Origin of the sequence: Nocardia brasiliensis NBRC 14402, from assembly GCF_000308475.2 — a bacterium.
GTDB classification, from domain to species: Bacteria; Actinomycetota; Actinomycetes; order Mycobacteriales; family Mycobacteriaceae; genus Nocardia; species Nocardia brasiliensis.
This window is the reverse complement of record NZ_BAFT02000026.1, coordinates 1-20152: the sequence shown is the minus strand read 5'-3', so window position 1 is coordinate 20152 and position 20152 is coordinate 1. Positions and strand designations below refer to the sequence as shown.

The 20152-nt window shown below is 69.5% G+C and carries 15 protein-coding genes; 13 read left to right on the top strand and 2 right to left on the bottom strand.

The genetic code is table 11. The features are described from left to right. Window positions 1-209 precede the first annotated feature (209 nt). From TY25_RS06110 to TY25_RS06060, 11 genes are all read left to right on the top strand, one after another. Window positions 210-2810: a tetratricopeptide repeat protein gene (locus tag TY25_RS06110; RefSeq protein ID WP_042254793.1), complete on the top strand. Its 2601-nt coding sequence runs from the start codon at window positions 210-212 to the stop codon at window positions 2808-2810. Then, window positions 2804-4126, top strand: a complete 1323-nt coding sequence (locus TY25_RS06105) for a hypothetical protein (RefSeq protein ID WP_042254792.1) — start codon at window positions 2804-2806, stop codon at window positions 4124-4126. The genes TY25_RS06110 and TY25_RS06105 overlap by 7 nt, the downstream gene beginning before the upstream one ends. Further along, on the top strand, window positions 4123-5586 hold the full coding sequence (locus TY25_RS06100) for a hypothetical protein (protein ID WP_042254791.1): 1464 nt from the start codon (window positions 4123-4125) through the stop codon (window positions 5584-5586). The genes TY25_RS06105 and TY25_RS06100 overlap by 4 nt, the downstream gene beginning before the upstream one ends. Then, a complete protein-coding gene (locus tag TY25_RS06095) occupies window positions 5583-7052 on the top strand; it encodes a CHAT domain-containing protein (RefSeq protein WP_042254790.1) in 1470 nt (489 codons plus the stop codon). The genes TY25_RS06100 and TY25_RS06095 overlap by 4 nt, the downstream gene beginning before the upstream one ends. Before the next feature lie 120 nt (window positions 7053-7172). Beyond that, the gene (locus TY25_RS06090; protein ID WP_146154043.1) at window positions 7173-7745 is read left to right on the top strand and encodes a hypothetical protein; all 573 of its coding nucleotides are present in this window, start codon (window positions 7173-7175) and stop codon (window positions 7743-7745) included. A 3-nt stretch (window positions 7746-7748) separates the two neighbouring features. Next, window positions 7749-8849, top strand: coding sequence for a hypothetical protein (locus tag TY25_RS06085; protein WP_042254788.1), 1101 nt, complete (start codon window positions 7749-7751; stop codon window positions 8847-8849). Beyond that, window positions 8846-10684 carry an AAA family ATPase gene (locus tag TY25_RS06080; RefSeq protein ID WP_042254787.1) on the top strand — a complete coding sequence of 613 codons (1839 nt, stop codon included), beginning with the start codon at window positions 8846-8848 and terminating at the stop codon, window positions 10682-10684. Before TY25_RS06085 ends, TY25_RS06080 begins: the two co-directional genes overlap by 4 nt. 5 nt (window positions 10685-10689) lie before the next feature. Beyond that, window positions 10690-11337 carry a 4Fe-4S cluster-binding domain-containing protein gene (locus tag TY25_RS06075; protein ID WP_236639093.1) on the top strand — a complete coding sequence of 216 codons (648 nt, stop codon included), beginning with the start codon at window positions 10690-10692 and terminating at the stop codon, window positions 11335-11337. Continuing rightward, on the top strand, window positions 11325-11765 hold the full coding sequence (locus TY25_RS06070) for an FHA domain-containing protein (protein ID WP_042254784.1): 441 nt from the start codon (window positions 11325-11327) through the stop codon (window positions 11763-11765). The genes TY25_RS06075 and TY25_RS06070 overlap by 13 nt, the downstream gene beginning before the upstream one ends. Further along, a complete protein-coding gene (locus TY25_RS06065; protein ID WP_042254783.1) occupies window positions 11765-12517 on the top strand; it encodes a PP2C family protein-serine/threonine phosphatase in 753 nt (250 codons plus the stop codon). Before TY25_RS06070 ends, TY25_RS06065 begins: the two co-directional genes overlap by 1 nt. After that, a complete protein-coding gene (locus tag TY25_RS06060; RefSeq protein ID WP_081868701.1) occupies window positions 12510-14240 on the top strand; it encodes a protein kinase domain-containing protein in 1731 nt (576 codons plus the stop codon). Before TY25_RS06065 ends, TY25_RS06060 begins: the two co-directional genes overlap by 8 nt. Before the next feature lies 1 nt (window position 14241). On the opposite strand, the gene ileS is transcribed toward TY25_RS06060, so the two are convergent. Both ileS and TY25_RS06050 read right to left on the bottom strand, forming a co-directional pair. Continuing rightward, window positions 14242-17391 (bottom strand): isoleucine--tRNA ligase, encoded by a 3150-nt coding sequence (ileS, locus tag TY25_RS06055; RefSeq protein ID WP_042254781.1) that lies wholly within the window; start codon window positions 17389-17391, stop codon window positions 14242-14244. An 83-nt stretch (window positions 17392-17474) separates the two neighbouring features. After that, the gene (locus tag TY25_RS06050; protein WP_042254780.1) at window positions 17475-18239 is read right to left on the bottom strand and encodes an IclR family transcriptional regulator; all 765 of its coding nucleotides are present in this window, start codon (window positions 18237-18239) and stop codon (window positions 17475-17477) included. A 169-nt stretch (window positions 18240-18408) separates the two neighbouring features. Between TY25_RS06050 and TY25_RS06045 the strand changes: the two genes are divergently transcribed. Then, window positions 18409-19233: a hydroxypyruvate isomerase family protein gene (locus TY25_RS06045; protein ID WP_042254779.1), complete on the top strand. Its 825-nt coding sequence runs from the start codon at window positions 18409-18411 to the stop codon at window positions 19231-19233. Next, the coding region (locus tag TY25_RS06040; RefSeq protein ID WP_236639097.1) for a 2-hydroxy-3-oxopropionate reductase at window positions 19230-20152 on the top strand (923 nt) is incomplete at its 3' end. The genes TY25_RS06045 and TY25_RS06040, both read left to right, overlap by 4 nt.

The window sequence follows — 20152 nt, the reverse complement described above, 5'->3', positions numbered from 1 at the left end:
GCTCCGTATCGTTCTCGATATTCGCCGAATCCGGCTCGGAGCAACGAGAAAGACACCGTCATGCAGTGCGAGAAATGCTCGAAACACTTGAACGATTGCCAGTCGTGTAAAGGTCGCGGCGGCGGCTCCAACGTGTTCGGCCATATGAACTGTGACACCTGCAAGAACACCGGGCTGGTCTGCAACTCGCACGGCGGCTACTGGAAGCGATGACCGGTCCTTCGCTCGAACCACCATGGCCGAGCGCCGTTTTCCTGCACGGTCTCGCTCTCCTCGACGACGGGAAAGCCGCCGACGCGATCGGCGCGTTCACCGCCGCGCTGGCCGAATGCGACGGCACGCAGCAGTTTGAACGCATCGCCGAATGCCTCTACGGTATCGGCGCCGCGCATGCGGAATCGGAACAGGTCGAGCAGGCAACCGACGCGTATGCGCGGGCCGCGGATCTGCTCGCCGAGGGTCCGCTCACAGAATTGTCTGTCGAATGCGCCGAAATGGCCGGCCGCGGCTTCGATGTGCTCGAACAGCCCGAGCGCGCGGTGCCGTATCTGCGCCGGGCCGCCACCGGGCTCGAATGTTTCGGCGATCTCGAAGAGCAGGCCGATTGCGACGCGATCCTCGGCAGCGCGCTCGCCGACACGGGCCAGTTCCACGAAGCCATGATCGTGTGGCGGCGCGCCGCCGAGCGCTACCTCGCCGTCGATCGGATCGTCGAGGCCGCCGAATGCCGGGAGTCCTGCGGTGAGGCGGCGATGGAAATCGAGGACGCGCACCGGGTCCGCGACGAACATCGCACCGCCCGAGAGCTTTACGAACGCGCCGGGGAGCTGTCGCGGACCGGCGCCTGCTCCTACGCCATCGGGCTGGCGTGCCGGGAGTTGGGCGAGACCGCCACGGCGGAGCAGGAATTCGTTCGCGCGAAGGCCTCAGCAACAGTCGAGGGGAATGCTGCTGGGGCCGCGAACTGCGATGAGGAACTCGCCGAGCTGTACCTCGCGGACGGACGCAAGGAGGATGCGGCCGCCGCGTTCAGCGCGGCCGGCGCGGGGTATGCGGCGGCGGGCAGGCATTTGCAGGCGGGGCAGTCCCGTTTCCGGGCAGGCGAACTCCACTTGCGCGCGGGCCGGTTGCGCGCGGCGATCCTCGAATTCACCGGCGTGCGCGCGCAGTGGGTGGCGGCGGATGAGCCCGGCCTCGCCGCAGCCGCCGAGGTGATGTCAGGGATGGTGTTGCAGAATTGCGGCGACTACGAGGACGCCACGGCAGCCTATCGGCGTGCACGAGAACACCATACGGCGGCAGGCGAACTGCTCGACGTCGCCGAATGCGATATGCACCTCGCCACGGTGCGAATCTCGATGGGCGATTTCGTCGAGGCCACGGAGTTGCTCCACCACGCGACCGCGGTCTTCGAGAATCATCGCGACGACCCGCGTTACGCCCAGTGCCTCCTGAATACCGGTGTGGTGCAGGGTCATCGCGGGCGCATCCCGGAAGCCCGGCGCCTGTTCGCGCAGGCACGCCACTACGCCGACTCGGAGGAACTGCTCCGCTCCTGTCTCATGGAGGAAAGTCGGCTGATCGTGCACGGCGGTGGTGATTTCACCGCGGCGCTGACGATGCTGGACGAGGCCCGAACCGGTGCCGAGCAAGCGCAGGAGTGGGCGCTGGCCGCCCAGTGTCTGGAATTCAGCGGTCTCTGCCGATACCATCTGAGCCACTACGCTGCGGCGGAGGATCTGCTGATCCGCGCCCGCAAGGCCTATGTCCTGCTCGGGCTCCGCACCGAGATCGCCACCGCCGATCTGCACCTCGGTCTCGTGTATTACCAGACCGGACGAAGCGTCGAAGCGGAAGAAGTACTCGAGCGCGGCCGTGCCGGTTTGCGTGAATTCGAAAACCACCCCTACACCGCTAATACCGAAACACTCATCGGCGGCTTGCACATGCGGGCCGGTCGCTATCGGCAGGCAGCGGACGCGTTCCGCACGGCCGCGGCGGAGCTGACTCGCTCGGGGCTGCTGTTCCAGGCCGCGGTCGCCCGGCTGAGTCTGGGTGGCGCCCTCATCATGCAGGGCGACCACCGCATCGGCGCCGAGCTGACCGAATCCGTTCTCACGGTGTTCGACGCCGATCCCGCCAATCGTCGCTACCACGCCGTCGGGCTGCTCAATCTCGGCTGCGCCGAACTGATCTCCGGACACTACGACGCCGCGCTCGCGCGTGCGCGAGCTGCGCGACAGGTCACCCTCGACATCGGTGACGTGGTCACCGCCGCCAAATGCGATCTGATCGGCGCGGCGGCCGCCGCAGAATCCGGCGACGTGCGCGCAGCGCTCGAACAAGGCTTGCCCGCAGCCGTTTTCGTCGACGCCCAGCGCTTCGGTTTCGCCTCCGCCACAGCTCGCATCTCCTGGCGCGAGATGAACGCGGTGCTCCTCGCCGGAATATTCCACTGGGCGGACCAACTCGGCGACACCACACTCCTGGCCGATCTGATCGAGACCACGATCAATTCCGGAACCCATGTGGCCGAGCATCCTTCGGCCGACGACGGTGGCGACCTGCAGACCACCCTCGCCGCGCTCGCAGTCTCGGGCACCGACATGTCGGATACGACGATCGACCAGAACCTGGCCGCATCCGGCATCAGCGGTGCGGCCGCGCTGATCTCCGGCGCGATCCTGCCGATGCGACCGCCACCGCGGCTGCGCATGCCCGATGGGCATGTGGCGCTCGCCCCATACCTGGCGGCCGCCGACGCCGCCTATGCGCCCATCGAGCGTCCGGGGGAGGTGGCGGTGTGGTAGCCGAATTGCCCGCAACCACCACCGAAACCGACGAATTCGACACGCGGCGTGCCTTCGTAGACCGTTGGGTGCGCGCATCGGCCGCGCGGGTCCCCGTGGACCGAAAGTGCTTGACCCATCAGGTGAACGCCTGGTCGCTGGATCTGTCGAAACCCGCCTGGGTCGCACGCCGCTACGGCCGAGCGGCCACCGCCTGCGCGGGTGCGCCACCGACGAGCGAGTTGACCGGGTGGCGGCGCGTCCGAAACCTGTACGGCGACTTCGCCGATCCGCTCGCGCGCTACGTCGTCTCGTACTACTACGCGACCTGGGCGCTGCGTCCGGCCGGAATTCCGAACAAGCTGCGCGATCCTTTCCGGGAACAAGCCCGCTCGACGGCCTGCACCGCGGTCCACCTCCGCCTCGTGCGTGGCTCCGCCGCGGAACCCGGCGTGCTCGGCACCGAACAGGTGGCCACGTCGTTCGTGACGCAGGTCGCCGCGGACGCCGTCGAACACCGTGCCGCGCACCGGCAGTCGGCGGTCCTCGCCTTCGCCGACGGCGTACTGGATCAAGCGCGAATGCTCGACCGTGACCATGTCGCCGTCGCCGATCGCTTCGGGCTGCCGTTCGACGCGGTCGAACCGCTCATCGCACAGCTGATCGACAGTGCCGACCGCCTCATCGCGGAGTACGACCGGGATCTGCCTACCGCACCGCAGGCGTCGGCGCGCACCGAGGACCTGCTCCGGTTCGTCGACGGGGAGTACGAGGATGTCGTCGCGGCGATCCGGCGGCACACCCTGGCCGGCGTACCACCGCCCGTCCACCTCGAACGCCGGTCGGAACACCTGACCGAGGCCAGGGCACGCACCCACCGCGCGCTGCTGCGGGCGATCCGCCGCGGCTGCGCCATGACCGACGAGGATGCTCGGCGCATGTTCTACGCGCGCCTGGGCTGGCTCCTGCGCGGCGAGGCGAAAATGAAGTCACACGGGCAGTTCGACGATCATGCGGCCGCGGACACGGCCGATCACGGCACGGCCCGGGACGAATTGCTCATTGCGCTGCGGACGTATCTGGTCCGGCACCGTGCCGAGATCCCGCTCGGTATCGGTGCGGCGGCGGAGTACGACCTCGTGCTGCGGCTGCTGGGACTGCCCGGCCTCGAAGCCGAACTCCTGATCGGTGACACCGCCGCACTCACCGCCTGGTGCGCCGCGGCCTGGGCACCGCAACGCCCGGATCACGCGCTGGCAATGGACCCCGCCGCCGCCGCGGATGTGCTCCTGCATGCCGTCCGGTGGGCGGTCGAACAGTCGAGGGACGGGGCATGACCGGACCGGACAGACCACCCCCGACGATCCGTGTCGGCGGCGTCCCGATACCGCTCGGACCACCGCCCGCGGTGTGGCGGTCCACCTCGGTGGCGGCGGTCGCCGAGGTCACGGTCGCGGTCGGGCCCGGCGTGTCCGTGACGGTGGACGCCGCCGCCCCGGGGACGGTCCTCGCCTGGTCCGTTGCCGCACAGGCGGATCCGGCCCCGCTCGCTACCGCCTGCACGGAGGACGTGACCGCGCTCGTCGCGCAGGTCCGCGCCGGGATCGGCGCCGCCGCGGACACCCCGTTGCGGCTCGGTCCGGCATGGACCCGCCGCGCGCTGGTAGCCGCTGTGTCGCAACGGTTTCCGGCACCGCTGCACGAGGGAGCGCTGCTGCTCGATGCCGCCGCGGCCGATCAAGGCGTCGGCGATACGGCGCTGGCGGCAGCCACGCTGGGCTGGGCCGCGCCGGTGCTCGACGCGCTCGCCACCGCGAGCCTGGCAGGCGAACTCACCGCGGCCGCCGCGGCCACCCTCAACGACGTTGCGCAGCAGTGCGAACGAGCGGCCGCGGGTATCGATGTCGGCACGGATGTGACCGCGATCGCCGAACGGCTCGCGCGCCGACAAACCATCGATGCGGCGCGGCGACTGGGTCCATTGCTCGAATGGCTTGCGCGAAGCGGTGATTCAGCTCCGGCATTCACCTTGGGCGGCGGCACCGAGCCCGACGTGACACCGGCGCAGTCGCCGGCGGAAGTGGATCTGCTCGCGGTGCCCGCGCGAATCCTGGGCTGGTCCGGATCGCGCGAACCGGAGATCCGGGTGCGGACCACGACGCGCACCGGAGACGGGGGCCACGAGACGGTCCGCGTGCACGCGCCCCTCGCGGATCAGGTGGACCCGCTGTGCCGCGAGGCGGGGGTCCTGCGCGCGTATGCCGCCGACGGGCACAGCGGCCGACTGCTGTGCACCGCCACGATGCAGGTGCGGGAACGAATGCTGGTGGCCGAACTCAAATTTCACCGACGACACGGCGACGCCCCTGTCTTCGGTGTCTTCTCGGCGGACCTGGGGCCGGGCGTCCTGCGCTGCACGCCCACCGGGCGCGCGTTGCGCTCGATCGACCGTCTGATGATCGACGCGTGGTCCACCCACCGCGGGGCCGTCGCGGCGGCCGCGGCCACCGATCCCGACGCGCCGGACGCGGTACAGGAACAACTGCGGGGACGCGCCGAGGGTCTGCTCGTACGCGCCAGATCGCTGACCAACAACGCGCTGGATCGGCTGGAAGTACTGGCCGCGCGCATCTCTTCGGACGACGAACTGCTCGGTGACCAGCTCGACGCACGCCTCGATGCCATCGATGGCTATATCTCGACACTGGAAGGCAGAGCGCTGCCTCTCGCGCCCGGGACCGAACCGCTACTGGCCGAGCAGGTTCCGGCCGACGATCCGCAGGACGGGCACGCGTGAACGACCCGGCCGCGGAGATCGAACTGCTCGTACGCGCCGCCGATGCGGGCGACACCTACCTGTCGTGGACCTGGTTGGACGCGACGCGCACGCCCACCGTCTGCCGACTCGATGCACGACAACGGGAAAGGGTCCTCGGCACCCTGGAAGACGCACTGCCACACCCGCGCCCGCTCGCGACGGGGAACGGCAGCGAGGCTCGGCAAGAGTCCGAGCCCGAGGCCGTGCGGCGTGCGCTCACCGTCGGCGCCTTCGCCGCGCATGCCACCGAACACGATCTGTCGACGCGCCTCGCCGACGCGCTGCTACCTCGCGATGTGCGCACCCGGCTGGCCGGATACGCCGGCGGTCGGCGCATCCGGATCAGGGTCGCTCCGAGTGCCCGGCTCGCCCAGGTGCCGTGGGAACTGCTCGTGCTCGACGGTGACCGGCGGCTGCTGGATATCGCGGAGATCGTCTACGACCCGCCCGCGACGCTGCATGTCGCCCGCAGCAGGCCGCCGGTGCCGTGGGCACAGCAGCGGCAGCTGCCGCCACTGCACGTGATCGACCCCATCTTGCCCACCAGCGCGCAACCCGCGCTGCACAACGTCTTCCGCCACCCGGACGACCTCGGTGCGCTGGGCGCGTTCGGGGGCCGGGCCGTGCGCGAGCGCCGCACGCCCGGCCGTGATACGCACCGCCGCCGCGGGCAGGACCGCGCCCCGCGACCTGTGCCTGCCCTGGTGCCGGTGCAGGGCGAAGTCACCCGGGTGCAACTCAGTGCGGCACTGATCAAGGGTTGCTCCAGATTCCTGTACTTCGGCCATGTCTCGGCGAAGCCGAACGAACCGGGTTCCGCGGCAATCCATCTCGGTGATGTCGTCGGACCGCCCGATGAGCCGGGCGGGGTATGGGGCCTGGCCACGCCGCGGGGCGGCGCCCCCGGTGACACACGCGGCGCGCATCTCCCGCTCTGCGCACTCGATTTCCTCTTGGGCACAACCCGTTCCGACGACCCCGAGGTGTGGGCCCGCTACGGGGCGACCCGCCCGCAGTTCGGCCACGAGATCTGGCCGATGCCGAGCCGGGTCGCGATCATCGCGTGCGAAGGCGGCGTCGACTTCCGGTCCGCCGAGACCTTCGGTTTGATCATGGCCGCACTGGACGCGGGCGCGGAATTGGTCACCACCACCCGCTGGGTGCTGCCCACCGATGCCGCCTTCCGCGCCTGTCTCGGTCTGCCGCCCACGCGACGCCCGACCACGGAACTCGCACTGCGCGTCGACGACGCGCACAACGGCCCCGATCCCGTTGCCGCACTGACGCGTTGGCAGCGTGACCAGTTGCGCGCCTGGCGCGACACCGGTGCGGCGTCCTGTTCGCCGATCGTCTGGGCGGCACTCACCAGTACCGTCGCGCCCGCGCGCGAACCCGCGGAGCCGAGCCAGGCGCACGACGCCGCTGTCGGTCGATCGCACGACTGACGACGCCCCTTGCGCAGCGGGAGAATCGACGGCAACGCCCCGTGGCGACCGTTCGCCGCCGACGAAAGGCCGAGCCATGCAGTACTCGCGCACCACTCCCCCGCACGGTTAGCCGTTTCCATGCTGTCGAATCGAATGCTCGCGCTCGTCCTGCTGGTGGACGCCGCAGCCGATACCGCACGGGACGAGGCGACGGCCGAACAGCAGCGCCGTGCCGCGCGGGTCACCGAGCAGTTGCGAGCCCGGCAGCGTCACGCCGGGGACCTGCGCCGCCGCGTCCTGATCAGGGCCGGTCGGCTCGCGATCCGGGCGGTGATCACGGCGTTCCTGGTCTCCGCGTTCGGGGCCATGGCGGCCGCGTTCAGCGAGCACATCGCCGAGACGGTGTGGTTCGCAGCCTACGACGTTCGCAGGGTCTCATTCGGCGATTTCGGCTCCCTCTGGCTGTACGTGTCGATCGCACTCCTGAGCGCCGTGGCCGCCCTCTCGGTGCTCGCGTTCCAGTTCCCGTATCCGGTCGGTCAGGAGGTCGTATCTCCGTTCGCCACATGGGGTTTCGCCGCGGGCGCGGTGCTCTTCGTCTTGCAGGCGCTCAGCGGCGCGGGGGCCGGGGCCTGGTGGCTACCGTCGGCGTTCGCCGTGGTGGGGCACCTGGCCTACGGGATCTACCGTGGCACGCGAGCGAGCGGGTAGCCGATGAGCAGTGCCGCCATCCGCTATCAGGTGGTGCCCGAACACATCCTGTGCGCGCAGGCGCAGCGGCGGCTGCGCGTGCTCGGCGCGCGCGCCGCCCGGGTGTCCGAACGGTGCACCGCGGTCGGCCTTCCCGCGCCGCAAGCACCCACCGGCCGGTACACGACGTCCGCGGAGATCAACGCGGCGTGCGAACAATGGGAGTCCGCCCTCGTCGCGGCGGAACCCGCGATCCAGCAGGCACAGACCCGGCAGCGGGCCGACCAGATCGGCCGTGACGTGGCGGCAGCGCTCGCCGACTTGGCTCGAACTCAGCCCGTGGAGCCGGAAATCGAGCGAGCCGAGCCGGATACGCCCACCCGCCCTCGACTGTCCGCCCGTGTCGAACGGCTGCTCACCACGCTGCTCGCCCCGGCACCCGAGCTGTCGCGGGCGGGCGCGGACGTGCTCCGATGCACCGACCCAACGCGGGCCGAAATGCTGCTCAGCGACCTCGATTCGCGTATCGCCGCCGCGAACGCGGCAACCCGCAGAACAATGGCCGACCGCGAGCAACTTGCGGAACTGCGCACCGCCGCAACAGAACTGGCCGACGCGAGCACCGTCTCCGGGCTACTGGACAGCGCCGAAGACCGGCTCGACCGTGGGCTCGACCCGACGGCCGAGCTGGAACAGGCCCGCACACTCGTCGCTGCACGGATCGCACTCGAAGACGCCACGCGCGAGCGCCGATTCGTACTCGACGCGGTACAGCAGGCGCTGACTGACCTCGGTTACGCGGTCACGCCCGTCGCCATGGACACCGCCGGATCGATCGTGCTCAGCGCGCCCGGATCGGCGACGTTGGGCGTGCGGGCGCGGATCGTCGACGGGGAGATCGACATTCGCACCGTGCACACCGGCGCGGAGCCCCAGCAAGTCACGTTGCCCGCGCAAGCCGAGATCTGTGCCGACCTGCGCGCGCTGCCGGATCGGCTACGCGCCCACGGCGTCGTACCCGACCGATTCCGGCAATCGGGGGCGGGACTGGCCGCCGTCGAGGTCGTGCCTGCAGCGACGGCGACCGTCCGCCGATCCGCCGTGGAACGGAGTGCCGAACAATGAATTCCCCCGGGGTCGAGGCGCTACCGTCCTGGCTGCGTGAGATCGATGTGGCCCTGGCCGCGAACCCGCAGATCATGGTCACCGGCGCGCTGCGCGATCTGGTGCTGCTGCCCGGTCCCGACGGCACGCCGACCAGGCTGGTCAGCGTGCCGGAGGCGCTGCGCAGCGTGCTGGCGGAGGCGGGACATCGGTCGGTGATCGCACTCGATCCAGTGGACGGCGCGCGCGTCATGATGGACGACGGCGGCGTGGCCGCCGCGATCGTCGGCGCCGCCGCCTCGTCGAATTCCCGGACACCGACCGATCCGCTACCGCTGCTGCGCCGGGTGTTGCACGATGTCGTGCTCTCCGAACGCCCCTGCTGCCTGATCATCGACTCGGCCTCCCGGCTGGTGCCCGCAGCGGATCTGGGCAGTGCGGAACTGCACCGCGTCTTCATCACCGCGGAGCGGCTGATGACCGGCGCGCCCCGGCGCACCGTGCCGGGACCGCACCGGACATCGCTGTACAACACGGTCTTCTGGCTGCTGGACCGGGAAAACGACCTGCCGCACTGGATGATCAGCGGCCAGCTCGCCCGCGTGGTCTCCATTCCGGCGGCCGGGCTCGCGCAACGGCGCGCGGTGGTCTCGCTGCTCCTCTCGTCGCTTCCGGAAGCGCCCGTGCGGGATTCGGTGCAGTACCAGGCCGTCGTCGACAGCTACGCCGGGCAGACCAGTGGTTTGACACTGCGCTCGATCAAGGAGATCAACCGCCTGGCCATCGATCGGCGGATCCCGGCCGAGCGGATCGAGGACGCCATCCGCACCTTCCGCGTCGGCATACCCGAAAACCCTTGGCAGGACGCCGCGCTCAAGCAGCGGATCCGGATGGGCACCAAACTGCTCGGCGCGAAGGTGCTCGGCCAGCCGGTCGCCGTCCGCAAGTCGGTCGACATCCTGATCCGCTCGGCGATGGGACTGACCGGCGCCCACACGGCGGGCAGCGGCACCCGCCCGCAAGGCGTGCTGTTCTTCGCCGGACCGACCGGAGTCGGCAAGACCGAATTGGCCAAGTCGATCGCCGAACTCGTCTTCGGCCGCGCCGACGCGTTCGTCCGGTTCGATATGAGCGAGTTCTCCGCCGAGCACACCGAGGCCAGGCTGATCGGCGCGCCACCGGGATACACCGGGCACAGCGCCGGCGGCGAACTGACGAACGCGGTGCGCCAGCAGCCTTTCCGGCTGATCCTGTTCGACGAGATCGAAAAGGCGGCGCCGCGGATTCTGGACAAGTTCCTGCAGATCCTGGGCGACGGCAGGCTGACCGATGGCAGCGGGTCGACCGTGTATTTCTCCGAGACGCTCATCGTGTTCACCTCGAATCTCGGTGTGTACCGGACGGATTCGACCGGGCAGCGGGTGCCGATCGTGGCCCGTGGCACGCCGTACACCACGGTCGAATCGACCATCCGAGCGGCGATCGCCGACTACCTCACCAAAGAGATCGGCCGGCCGGAGTTGCTGCGCCGGATCGGCGACGACGTGGTGATCTTCGATTTCATCTCCGACGAGACCGCCGCGCAGCTGGTTCCGCAGTTCGTCTCGAATGTCATCGACCGGGTGCACGCCACCACCGGCATCACGGTGACGGTCGAGGACGCGGTCCGCAAGCAGCTGCTGGCCGCGGCGCTGACCCGGCTCGACTTCGGCGGTGGCGGGGTGGCCGCCGCGGTGGAGGCGCTGCTGGTCAATCCGCTCGCGCGGGCGCTGTTCGACCTGCCGCCCGGTACCGACGCGGCGACGGTGACGGACCTTGCCGAGTCGGACGACGGATGGACGGTGACCCTGGGATGACATCGATGTTGTTGTCACGCTTGCACTATCCGGTGCGCAATCTGGGCTTCGGCACCCGCGCGGGTGTCTGGTTCCAAGGCTGCACGATCGGCTGTCGTGGCTGCCTCGCCCGCGATACCTGGCCATCCGACGAAGCGACGCGCTGCGACGTGCGGCGGGTCCTCGAGTGGTTGCGGCACACTCCGGGACCGCTGGACGGCGTGACCATTTCCGGCGGCGAACCCACCGACCAACCCGAGCCATTGCGTGCCCTCTTGGCCGGAATCGAGCGCCGGGACGCCGAAACCGGTGCGCCGCTAGACGTCCTGCTGTTCTCCGGTCGCTCGGCGAAATGGTTGCGCGCGAAATGCGGGTGGGTGTTCGACGCCGTCGACGTCCTGGTGAGCGAGCCGTTCGTCGCCGCGAAAGCGGGGTGCGAGCCGCTGCGCGGCTCGTCGAACCAGCATGTACACGTGCTGACAGACCTCGGCCGCGAACGCTACCTCGGACCGGACTTCACGAGTTATGCCGCGCAACGCCGGGAACTCGGCGTGCACGTGGACAGCGGAACCATTCGGCTGGTGGGCATTCCGTTGCCGGGCCATATGGCGGCCTTGACCGCGGCGCTGTCCGAACAGGACATCGAACTGGGCGACGCGTCATGGCTGATCTGACCGGCGAGGAGGTCACCTGTCCCGCCTGCGGCAGCCGCGGCGCACCGACGCTGATGTGCCCGAACTGCGGCCACGACCTGCCGGATACGTCGACACCACCGGAGCCCGAAACCCCCTCGCGCGGCGGGCCGCTCGAACTCGTCCTCGCCTCGGGCGCGCGACTGCGGATACTGCCCGGTCAGCTCGTGGGCATCGGCCGTGACGAAGGTTTCCCCGCCGCAGTGGTTTTCGAGAACTACACCAATGTCTCGCGCTTCCACGGCGAGCTGCGCTACGACGGCGATCGCCTGTATTTCACCGACACCTCCACCAACGGCACGTTCGTGAACGACGTCCGGATACCACAGCACGAAGAGCATCCGATCGACCGCGGCGACACCCTGCGGCTCGCCGCCGACGTGCTTGTCACGATCGAATGGGAGCCCTGATGCGGATCCGGATCGCCGCGGTGACCCACCGCGGACTGACCCGCGCGCACAACGAGGACGCGCTGGGCTGGGGCGGTTGGGCGTTGCAGGGCGCGATGCCCGCGACGCTCGCCACCGAGTTGAGCATCGACCGGTCCACCACACTCGTGGTCTGCGATGGGCTCGGCGGCCATGCCGGGGGCGCGACCGCCAGCCGATTGGCCTGCGAATCCCTCACCGCGCCTGGGACGGTCGCCGCGGCGGCCGGTCCCGAACAGACCAGAGCCGTCATCGGCGCACTGCTGCAACGGATCTCGGATGACCTCGACGACCTCGGCGAGCAACGAGCCGAACTGCGCGGCATGGGCTGCACCGTAGCGGGGGTGACCGTGCACCCGGACGGGTCCGCGCTGGTGTTCAATGTCGGTGACTCGCGCGCTTATCGGCTGGAGGGCCGCTATCTGGCCCAGCTGACGCTGGACCACCGTGCGGCCCACTCGAATCGGCTGCAGCAGGCACTCGGCGGCGGCCGGCGCACCCTGCTCGATCCGGCGTTCTTCGACTGCCGCCTGCCCCCGGACCCCGGCCTGCTGCTGTGCACGGACGGCCTCGACGACTACGCGAAAACCGAAGCGATCGAACGGCTCTTCGCGGGAGGCGCGGCCGACCTGCCCGCACAACTCCGCGATCTGGCCCTCGCGGGCGGCGGTGGCGACAACGTGACCGTCCTGCAGGTCATGGCCTGCGACGGCGAAGGAGACGACGATGGCTGACGAAACACGCATGGACGCCCCCGGTTCCGGTCGGCGCGCGGCGCCCGAGACACGACTGGATCGCACCGGCACCAGTGCGCCGCCGACCCGGCTCGATCATCCCGGCGGCGCCGCGCACAGCGAGACCGCCCCGCGCCCACCCGCGCCGCAGACCCGGATCGACAGCAGTCCGCATGACGCGTTCCAGCCCCTGCCGCCCACGCTGGCTTCCCGATTCACCGTGCAGCGCAAGCTCGGCAGCGGCGGAGAGGCGACGGTGTGGCTGTGCCGGGCCACCAACGGGCACGACTTCGCGATCAAGCTCTTCCACCAGGTGCCCCGCTACCGCGTGGATTTCGAGGCGCCGCAGTATCGGGACAGCTTCCGGGCCGAACATTCGGTGCGCGTCTTCGAGCGCGGCAGCGACCTGGACATCCATTTCGAGGTGATGGAGTACTGCCGCTTCGGCTCGCTCGACAGCTTCTTGCGGCAGCGTGATCCGCACGGTGGCGCAGCGGATCTCGCGGTGGAGGTGCTGCGCCAGCTCGCGACGAAGCTGCACGCGTTGCAGCGGCCGGACGGCAGCACGCTCGTGCACGGGGACGTGAATCCCCGCAACATTCTGGTGCGTTCGGATCTACCGCTGGAGTTGGTGCTCGCCGATTTCGGCCTCGCGGTGGATCTGGGCGGCCGGTCGAAGATCACCAACACCGGCCAGGGCACCGCCGCCTACAGCGCACCGGGTGCGCCGCAACGCTGGCGGGTCGAGGACGACTGGTGGAGTGTCGGCATGGTGCTCTACCGGGTGCTCGTCGGCCGCGGCTACTTCGAGGACGACGCGGGCAGGCAGCTGGCGGACAGCACCATCGACGCCGAGGTGAACACCCGCGACATCTCCTTGGCCGCCCTGGACGACCTGGCGCTGCGGCCCGCGATGCGCAGCCGGTGGCAGCGGCTGCTGAACGGCCTGCTGACCCGAGATCCGCTGCGGCGCTGGGGATTCACCGAGGTCGAGGCGTGGCTCGCCGGGAGGGCCCCGGCCGTGCACCGCGCAGCGCCGAGCGCCGAGGAATCCGCCGGCCGCGGGCGGCGGGCCCTGACGCCGTTCGCGCTGCCCGGCGTCGGCACGTTTCACGACAGCGCCTCGCTCGGCGCCGCGATGGCCGGTTATCCGGAGCCCGCCGCCCGCGCGCTGGCCGGTCGCGGACGTGCCGCCCTGCTCAACTGGCTGATCGATGATGTCCGCACCGGTGATTCGTATTCCGAGCTGAAGTCCTACGGCGACGGCTGGGGGCCGGAAGAACTCGCCACCTATTTCACCGCCAAACTCGCCCCCACCGCCGCACTCACCTATCGGGGGCATGCCGTGGACACGGTGGCCGACCTGTGCGGTCTCGCCACGGTGATCGACGCCGCCGAGGTCGTCGCGTCCCTGTACGACCGCCAGTTGATCGGCAGCCTGAGCGGTCCACAGCGCTCGAACTATCCGATGATCGACGCCGATTGGCGCGATATCGTGCAGCACGCCGACGAGTTGGGCGAGCAGTACGGTTTCGATATCCGCTTCGGCCGCGCTCCCCAGCGCACCCACGTCATCCGCTACGCCCTGCTGCTGGCGGCGGGTGACGAGGCGGTCGCCGCCGGCTTCGTAGCCGGTGTCCGCCATCGCCTCGCGGACCCGAACATGGCCTCGGCCGACGAGGTGGCGTGGTTCGTGCAGCTGCGGCAGGAGGCGCGCCTCTAGCTCAGGCCCGTTCGACCCGTACCGCGATCTCGGCGGAAGTGCCTACGGTGCCGGTGAATCCGTCCTCGACCGAATCTGCGTACACCACCGTGGTCGCGAGCGTCTCCTGCGCGATGAAGCTTTCGTGCTGTCGCACGATCTGCGCCACCTCGGCGGCCGCGGCGACGGTGAGCACGATGCGGTCGGCGACCGCCAGTCCCGCTTCGCGCCGGGCGTTCTGGACGACGCGCACCACATCCCGGGCGCTGCCCTCGGCCGCGAGTTCCGGGGTGATCTCGGTGTCCAGTGCGATGGTGACACCACGCTGGGATTCGACCACCCAGCCGCTGCGCGGCAGCTCGGAGACGAGCACATCACCCGCGGTGAGCACGACCGGTGCGCCGTCGAAGTCCACTGTCGCGGAGCCGTTGTCGCGCAGCTGAGTGACCAGATCGGCCGCGTCCGCGCGGTGGATCGCGTCGGCGAGGGCCTGGGTCTGCTTACCGAAACGCTTGCCCAGCGCCCGGAAGTTCGCCTTCACGCCGATGTCGAGCACCGTCGCCGCGGACTGCAACCGTTGCAGGCTCTTGACGTTCAGTTCGTCCGCTACGTCGTCGAGCAGCTCGCGCGGCAGCTCGGTGCCGGGCGGCAGGCCGACGAACGCCCGCGCCAGCGGCTGCCGCACCCGCACCTTGCTCGCCTTACGCGCCGCCCGGCCGGCCTCCGCGAGCGCCTGCGCGGTACGCACCTGCTCGGCCAGCACCGGATCAATCAAAGCCCGGTCGGCACCGGGCCATTCGGCGAGGTGCACCGAATCCGGGGCCGACGGCAGACCCGGTCGCACAACGTCCTGCCACACGCGTTCGGTGAGGAACGGGATGAACGGAGCCAGCAGCCGCGTGCCGACTTCGAGGCATTCGAACAGCGTGGACAAAGCGTCCTGTTCGCCGTCCCAGAATCGTTGCCGTGAGCGCCGCACGTACCAGTTCGACAGCGCGTCGACGAATTCCGCGAGCAGCCGACCGGCGCCGGTCGTGTCGTAGGACTCGAGCCGCACATCCACTTCCACGGCGAGCGTGTGCAGTTCACCCAGAATCCACCGGTCGAGCACGGGACGCTCGGCCACCGGATGTGCCGAATCCGGTTGCCACGCCGAGTTACTCGCGTAGAGCGCGAAGAAGGACGCGGTACTCCAGTAGGTCATCAGCAGGCGCCGCGTGATCTCGTCGAGCGGGCCCGGGCCGACCCGGCGCGCCGACCACGGCGAACCCGAGCAGGCCATGAACCAGCGCAGTGCGTCGGCGCCGTGCGCGTCCATCAGCGGGACCGGGGCGAGCACGTTGCCGAGATGCTTGCTCATCTTGCGGCCGTCTTCGGCCAGGATGAGCCCGAGGCACACGACGTTCTCGTACGCGGAGCGATCGAACACCACCGTGCCCACCGCCATCATGGTGTAGAACCAGCCGCGCGTCTGGTCGATGGCCTCGCAGATGTACTGCGCCGGATAGTTGCGCTGGAACGCCGCGACGCTCCCTTCGACGTGCGGATAGCCCAGGGCGGCGAACGGCATCGACCCCGAGTCGTACCAGGCGTCGATCACCTCGGGCACGCGGATGGCGGTGGTCGCGCACTGCGGACAGGCGAAGGTCACGGCGTCGATGTACGGACGGTGCGGATCGATGCTCGCCGTGTCGGTGCCCGCCAGAGTGCCGAGTTCGGCGCGCGAACCGACCGCCGTGACGTGCCCGTTCTCGCAGCGCCACAACGGAAGTGGCGTGCCCCAGTAGCGACTGCGGGACAGTGCCCAGTCGATGTTGTTGTCGAGCCAGTTGCCGAAGCGGCCGTGCTTGATGGTCTCGGGGAACCAGTTGGTCCGCTGGTTCTCGTGCCGCAATTGCTCACGTACCGCGGTGGTCCGGATGTACCAGGACGGCTGCGCGTAGTACATGAGCCGGGTGTGGCAGCGCCAGCAGTGCGGGTAGCTGTGCTCGAAATCGGTGCGGCGGAACAGCAATCCGCGTCGCTGGAGTTCCTGGATCAGCACCGGATCGGCGTCTTTGAAGAACAGCCCGCCGATCAGTGGCAGGTCGCCGAAGAACCGGCCGTCGGATTCGATCGGATTGACCAGTGGCAGCCCGTTGGCCTGGCAGACGACGAGGTCGTCGGCGCCGAACGCCGGGGCCTGATGCACCAGGCCGGTACCGTCGGCGGTGGTCACGTAGTCGGCGAGCACGATCCGATGCGCGTTCGGGATATCGACCAGGTCGAAGGCGGGGCGGTAGCGCAGGCCGGCCAGCTCCGCGCCGGGCACCTCGGCCAGCCGCTGCGCGCCCTCGCCCAGCACGGCAGCCGAAAGGGCCTCGGCGACAAGGAATGTCCCGGCGTCGGTGCGCGCGACGACGTAGTTCACCGCCGGATGGACGGCGACGGCGGTATTGGCGGGCAGCGTCCACGACGTCGTGGTCCAGATCAGCAGATCGACACCGCCGAGGCCGGCCACCGGATCCACCAGCGGCAGGCGCACGTAGACCGACGGATCGGTGACGGTCTCATACCCTTGCGCCAGTTCGTGATCCGAGAGCGTGGTACCGCACCGGGGACAGTACGGCGCCACCCGGAAGTCCTCGGTAAGCAGTCCGCGCTCGAAGATCCGCTGCAACGACCACCACACGCTGTCGACGTATTCCGGCGACATGGTGGTGTACGGATGTGCCAGATCGATCCAGTACCCCATGCGTTCGGTCATCCGCTCGAACTCGCCGACATGGCGCATCACCGATTCCCGGCACCGCGCGTTGAATTCGGCGACACCGAACTTCTCGATCTCCGGCTTCCCGTTGAGGCCCAGTTCCTTCTCCACCGCCAGCTCGACCGGCAGCCCGTGGCAGTCCCAACCCGCTTGCCGCGGCACCGAATAGCCCTTCATGGTCTTGAACCGCGGGAAGACGTCCTTGAAAACCCTGGCTTCGACGTGATGCACGCCCGGCGACCCGTTGGCCGTGGGCGGGCCCTCGTAGAACCCCCACCGTGGCCCGTCCGCGGTGCGTTCCAGGCTGCGCGCGAAAATGCGCTGCGCCCGCCACCATTCGATGATCGACGATTCGGCCGCGGGCAGGTCGATGCGCGTCGGCAGGACGCTGAACGGTGACGCGGGCCGATCGTCGTGGACCACCGAGGACTCCTAGGGTTCGTGCTCGGACAGGCAAGCTGAGGCAAGCAGGCTAACAACGACCGTCGCGCGCGGGCACCCGATATTCAGCTCAGGTCGGCCGAGAGCGCCCGGCTCACCTCGGTGAGCAGCGGCACCGCCCGCTCGACGAGTTCCTCGGACATCCGGCCCACCGGACCGGAAATGGAGATGGCCAACGGGGCGGGCGCGTCGGGGACCGCGACGGCGACGCACCGCACGCCGAGTTCCTGTTCGCCCTCGTCCATGGCGTAGCCGTGCTGCGCGGCGGTCGCCAGTTGCGCGGCGAACTCGACCGGATCGGTGATGGTGTGCTCGGTGTAGCGCGGCATGCCGGTGCGCTGCAACAGTTCTCGGGTCTGCTCGGCGGGCATGCCGGCCAGCAGCACCTTGCCGACCGCCGTGCAGTGCGGCAGCACCCGGCGACCCACCTCGGTGAACATGCGCATCGAATGCCGCGACGGCACCTGCGCGACGTACACGATCTGATCGCCGTCGAGCATGGCCATGTTGGCGGACTCGCCGAGTTCGTCCACGAGCCGGGCCAACTGCGGGCGCGCCCGGACGCTCAGCATGTGCGCCGAGCTCTCGCCGAGCTTGATCAACTTCGGACCGAGGACGTACTGGCGCGACGGTTCCTGGCGCAGATAGCCCAGGTCGACGAGCGTGCGCACCAGGCGATGAATGGTCGGCAGCGGCAGACCGGACGCCGTGGCGAGTTGTGAGAGGCCCATCATCCCGCCCTCGTCGGCCATGGTCTCGAGCAGGCCGAAAGCGCGCTCGATCGATTGGACGCCGCCGGTCCGTCCTTTGGCTTCGCTCGCTGCGGTCACCGGGCCACCTCCATCTTTCCGGATGGCGGAAGTCTACCGAGGCCGCCTGGCCGACCGAGACCCGCCGAACGCTGCGCATTTCCTTGACTAGGCGTGCGCCGGACTCCTAGCATATTCCACATAACAGATGTTCTTTTCCGTATAGCGGAATTTACTCGGGAGGTACCCCGTGGGTCATTCGCTGCGCTACGCCGTCAACTGCTCACTCCTGTTCACCGAACTGCCCCTGCTCGAACGGCCCGCGGCGGTCCGGGCCGCCGGGTTCGACGCGGTCGAGTTCTGGTGGCCGTTCGACAGCGCCGTACCCGGCGACCGGGAAGCCGACGCGTTCGTCGCCGCGATCGCCGACGCGGGCGTGGCACTGGTCGGCTTGAACTTCGCGGCCGGCAACATGCCGCTCGGCGACCGCGGCCTGGTGTCCTGGCCAGCCAGGTCCGCCGAGTTCCGCGACAACATCGACGCCACCCTCGCGATCGGCGAGCGACTCGGCTGCCGAATGTTCAACGCGCTCTATGGCAATCGCCTCGACGAGGCGTCCGCCGAAGCACAGGACGCGGTGGCGACCGAGAACCTCGCGCTGGCCGCCGCGGCCGCGGCCCGGATCGACGGCACCGTGCTGATCGAGCCGGTCAGCGGCGCGACCCGGTACCCGCTGCGCACCGCGGCGGATGCGCTCGCGGTACTAGACCGGGTGCAAACCGCCACCGGCGCACCGAATATCGCCCTGCTCGCCGACCTCTACCACCTGGCGGTCAACGGTGACGACGTGGACAAGGTGATCGCCGCGCACACCGCCCGCATCGCCCACGTGCAGATCGCCGACAACAACGGCAGGCACGAACCGGGCACCGGTGACCTGCCGCTCGACCAGCAACTCGGTGCGCTCGAGGCCGGCGGCTACCGCGGCTGGGTCGGACTCGAATACAAGCCGTCGGGCGACTCCGCCGACAGCTTCGCCTGGCTGCCCCGCGAACGTCGCGGGGCCACCGCATAACCACTGTCACGCAACAACTTCAGGGATATCGCATGAGCACAATCGCTTTCATCGGACTCGGCATCATGGGCAGTCCCATGGCCGTTCACCTCGCCACCGCCGGTCACTCGGTGACCGCTTACGACCACAGCACCAACAAGGCCGCACCGCTGGTCGCGGCGGGCGGACGCGCCACCACCTCGATCGCCGACGCCGTACACGGCGCCGAGGTGATCTGCGTGATGGTGCCCGACTCCCCCGATGTGCAAGACGTGCTGGCCGGGGAAAAGGGCGTGTTCGACAGCGCCGAACGCGGCGCGCTGATCATCGACTTCTCCAGCATCCGGCCCGATGTCACGGTCGAACTCGCGAAACAGGCGGCGCAGCGGGGCTTCCGGCTGCTGGACGCGCCCGTCTCCGGCGGCGAAGCGGGTGCCGTCGGCGCCACGCTGTCCATCATGGTCGGCGGCGACGCAGCGGATTTCGCGGCGGCACGACCGATCTTCGACGTGGTCGGCAAGACTGTCGTGCACGTGGGCCCCAGTGGCTCCGGCCAGACCGTGAAGGCGGCCAATCAGCTGATCGTCGCCGCCAACATCCAGGCCCTGTCCGAGGCCGTCCTCTTCCTCGAGGCGTACGGCGTGGACACCGAGGCAGCGCTGCGCGTACTCGGCGGCGGGCTGGCCGGGTCGAAGGTGCTCGAGCAGAAGAAGGACAACATGCTTTCGCGCACCTTCCAGCCCGGCTTCCGAATCGACCTGCACCACAAGGACATGGGCATCGTCACAGCCGCGGCCCGCGAAGCCGGGGTCGTGGTTCCGTTGGGCGCCTTGGTCGCCCAGCTGGTGGCCGCCGCCAAGGCGAACGGTGACGGCGGACTCGATCACAGCGCCCTGCTACGCGGGGTGGAACGCCTGAGTGGGCGCGCGGACAAGGAGAA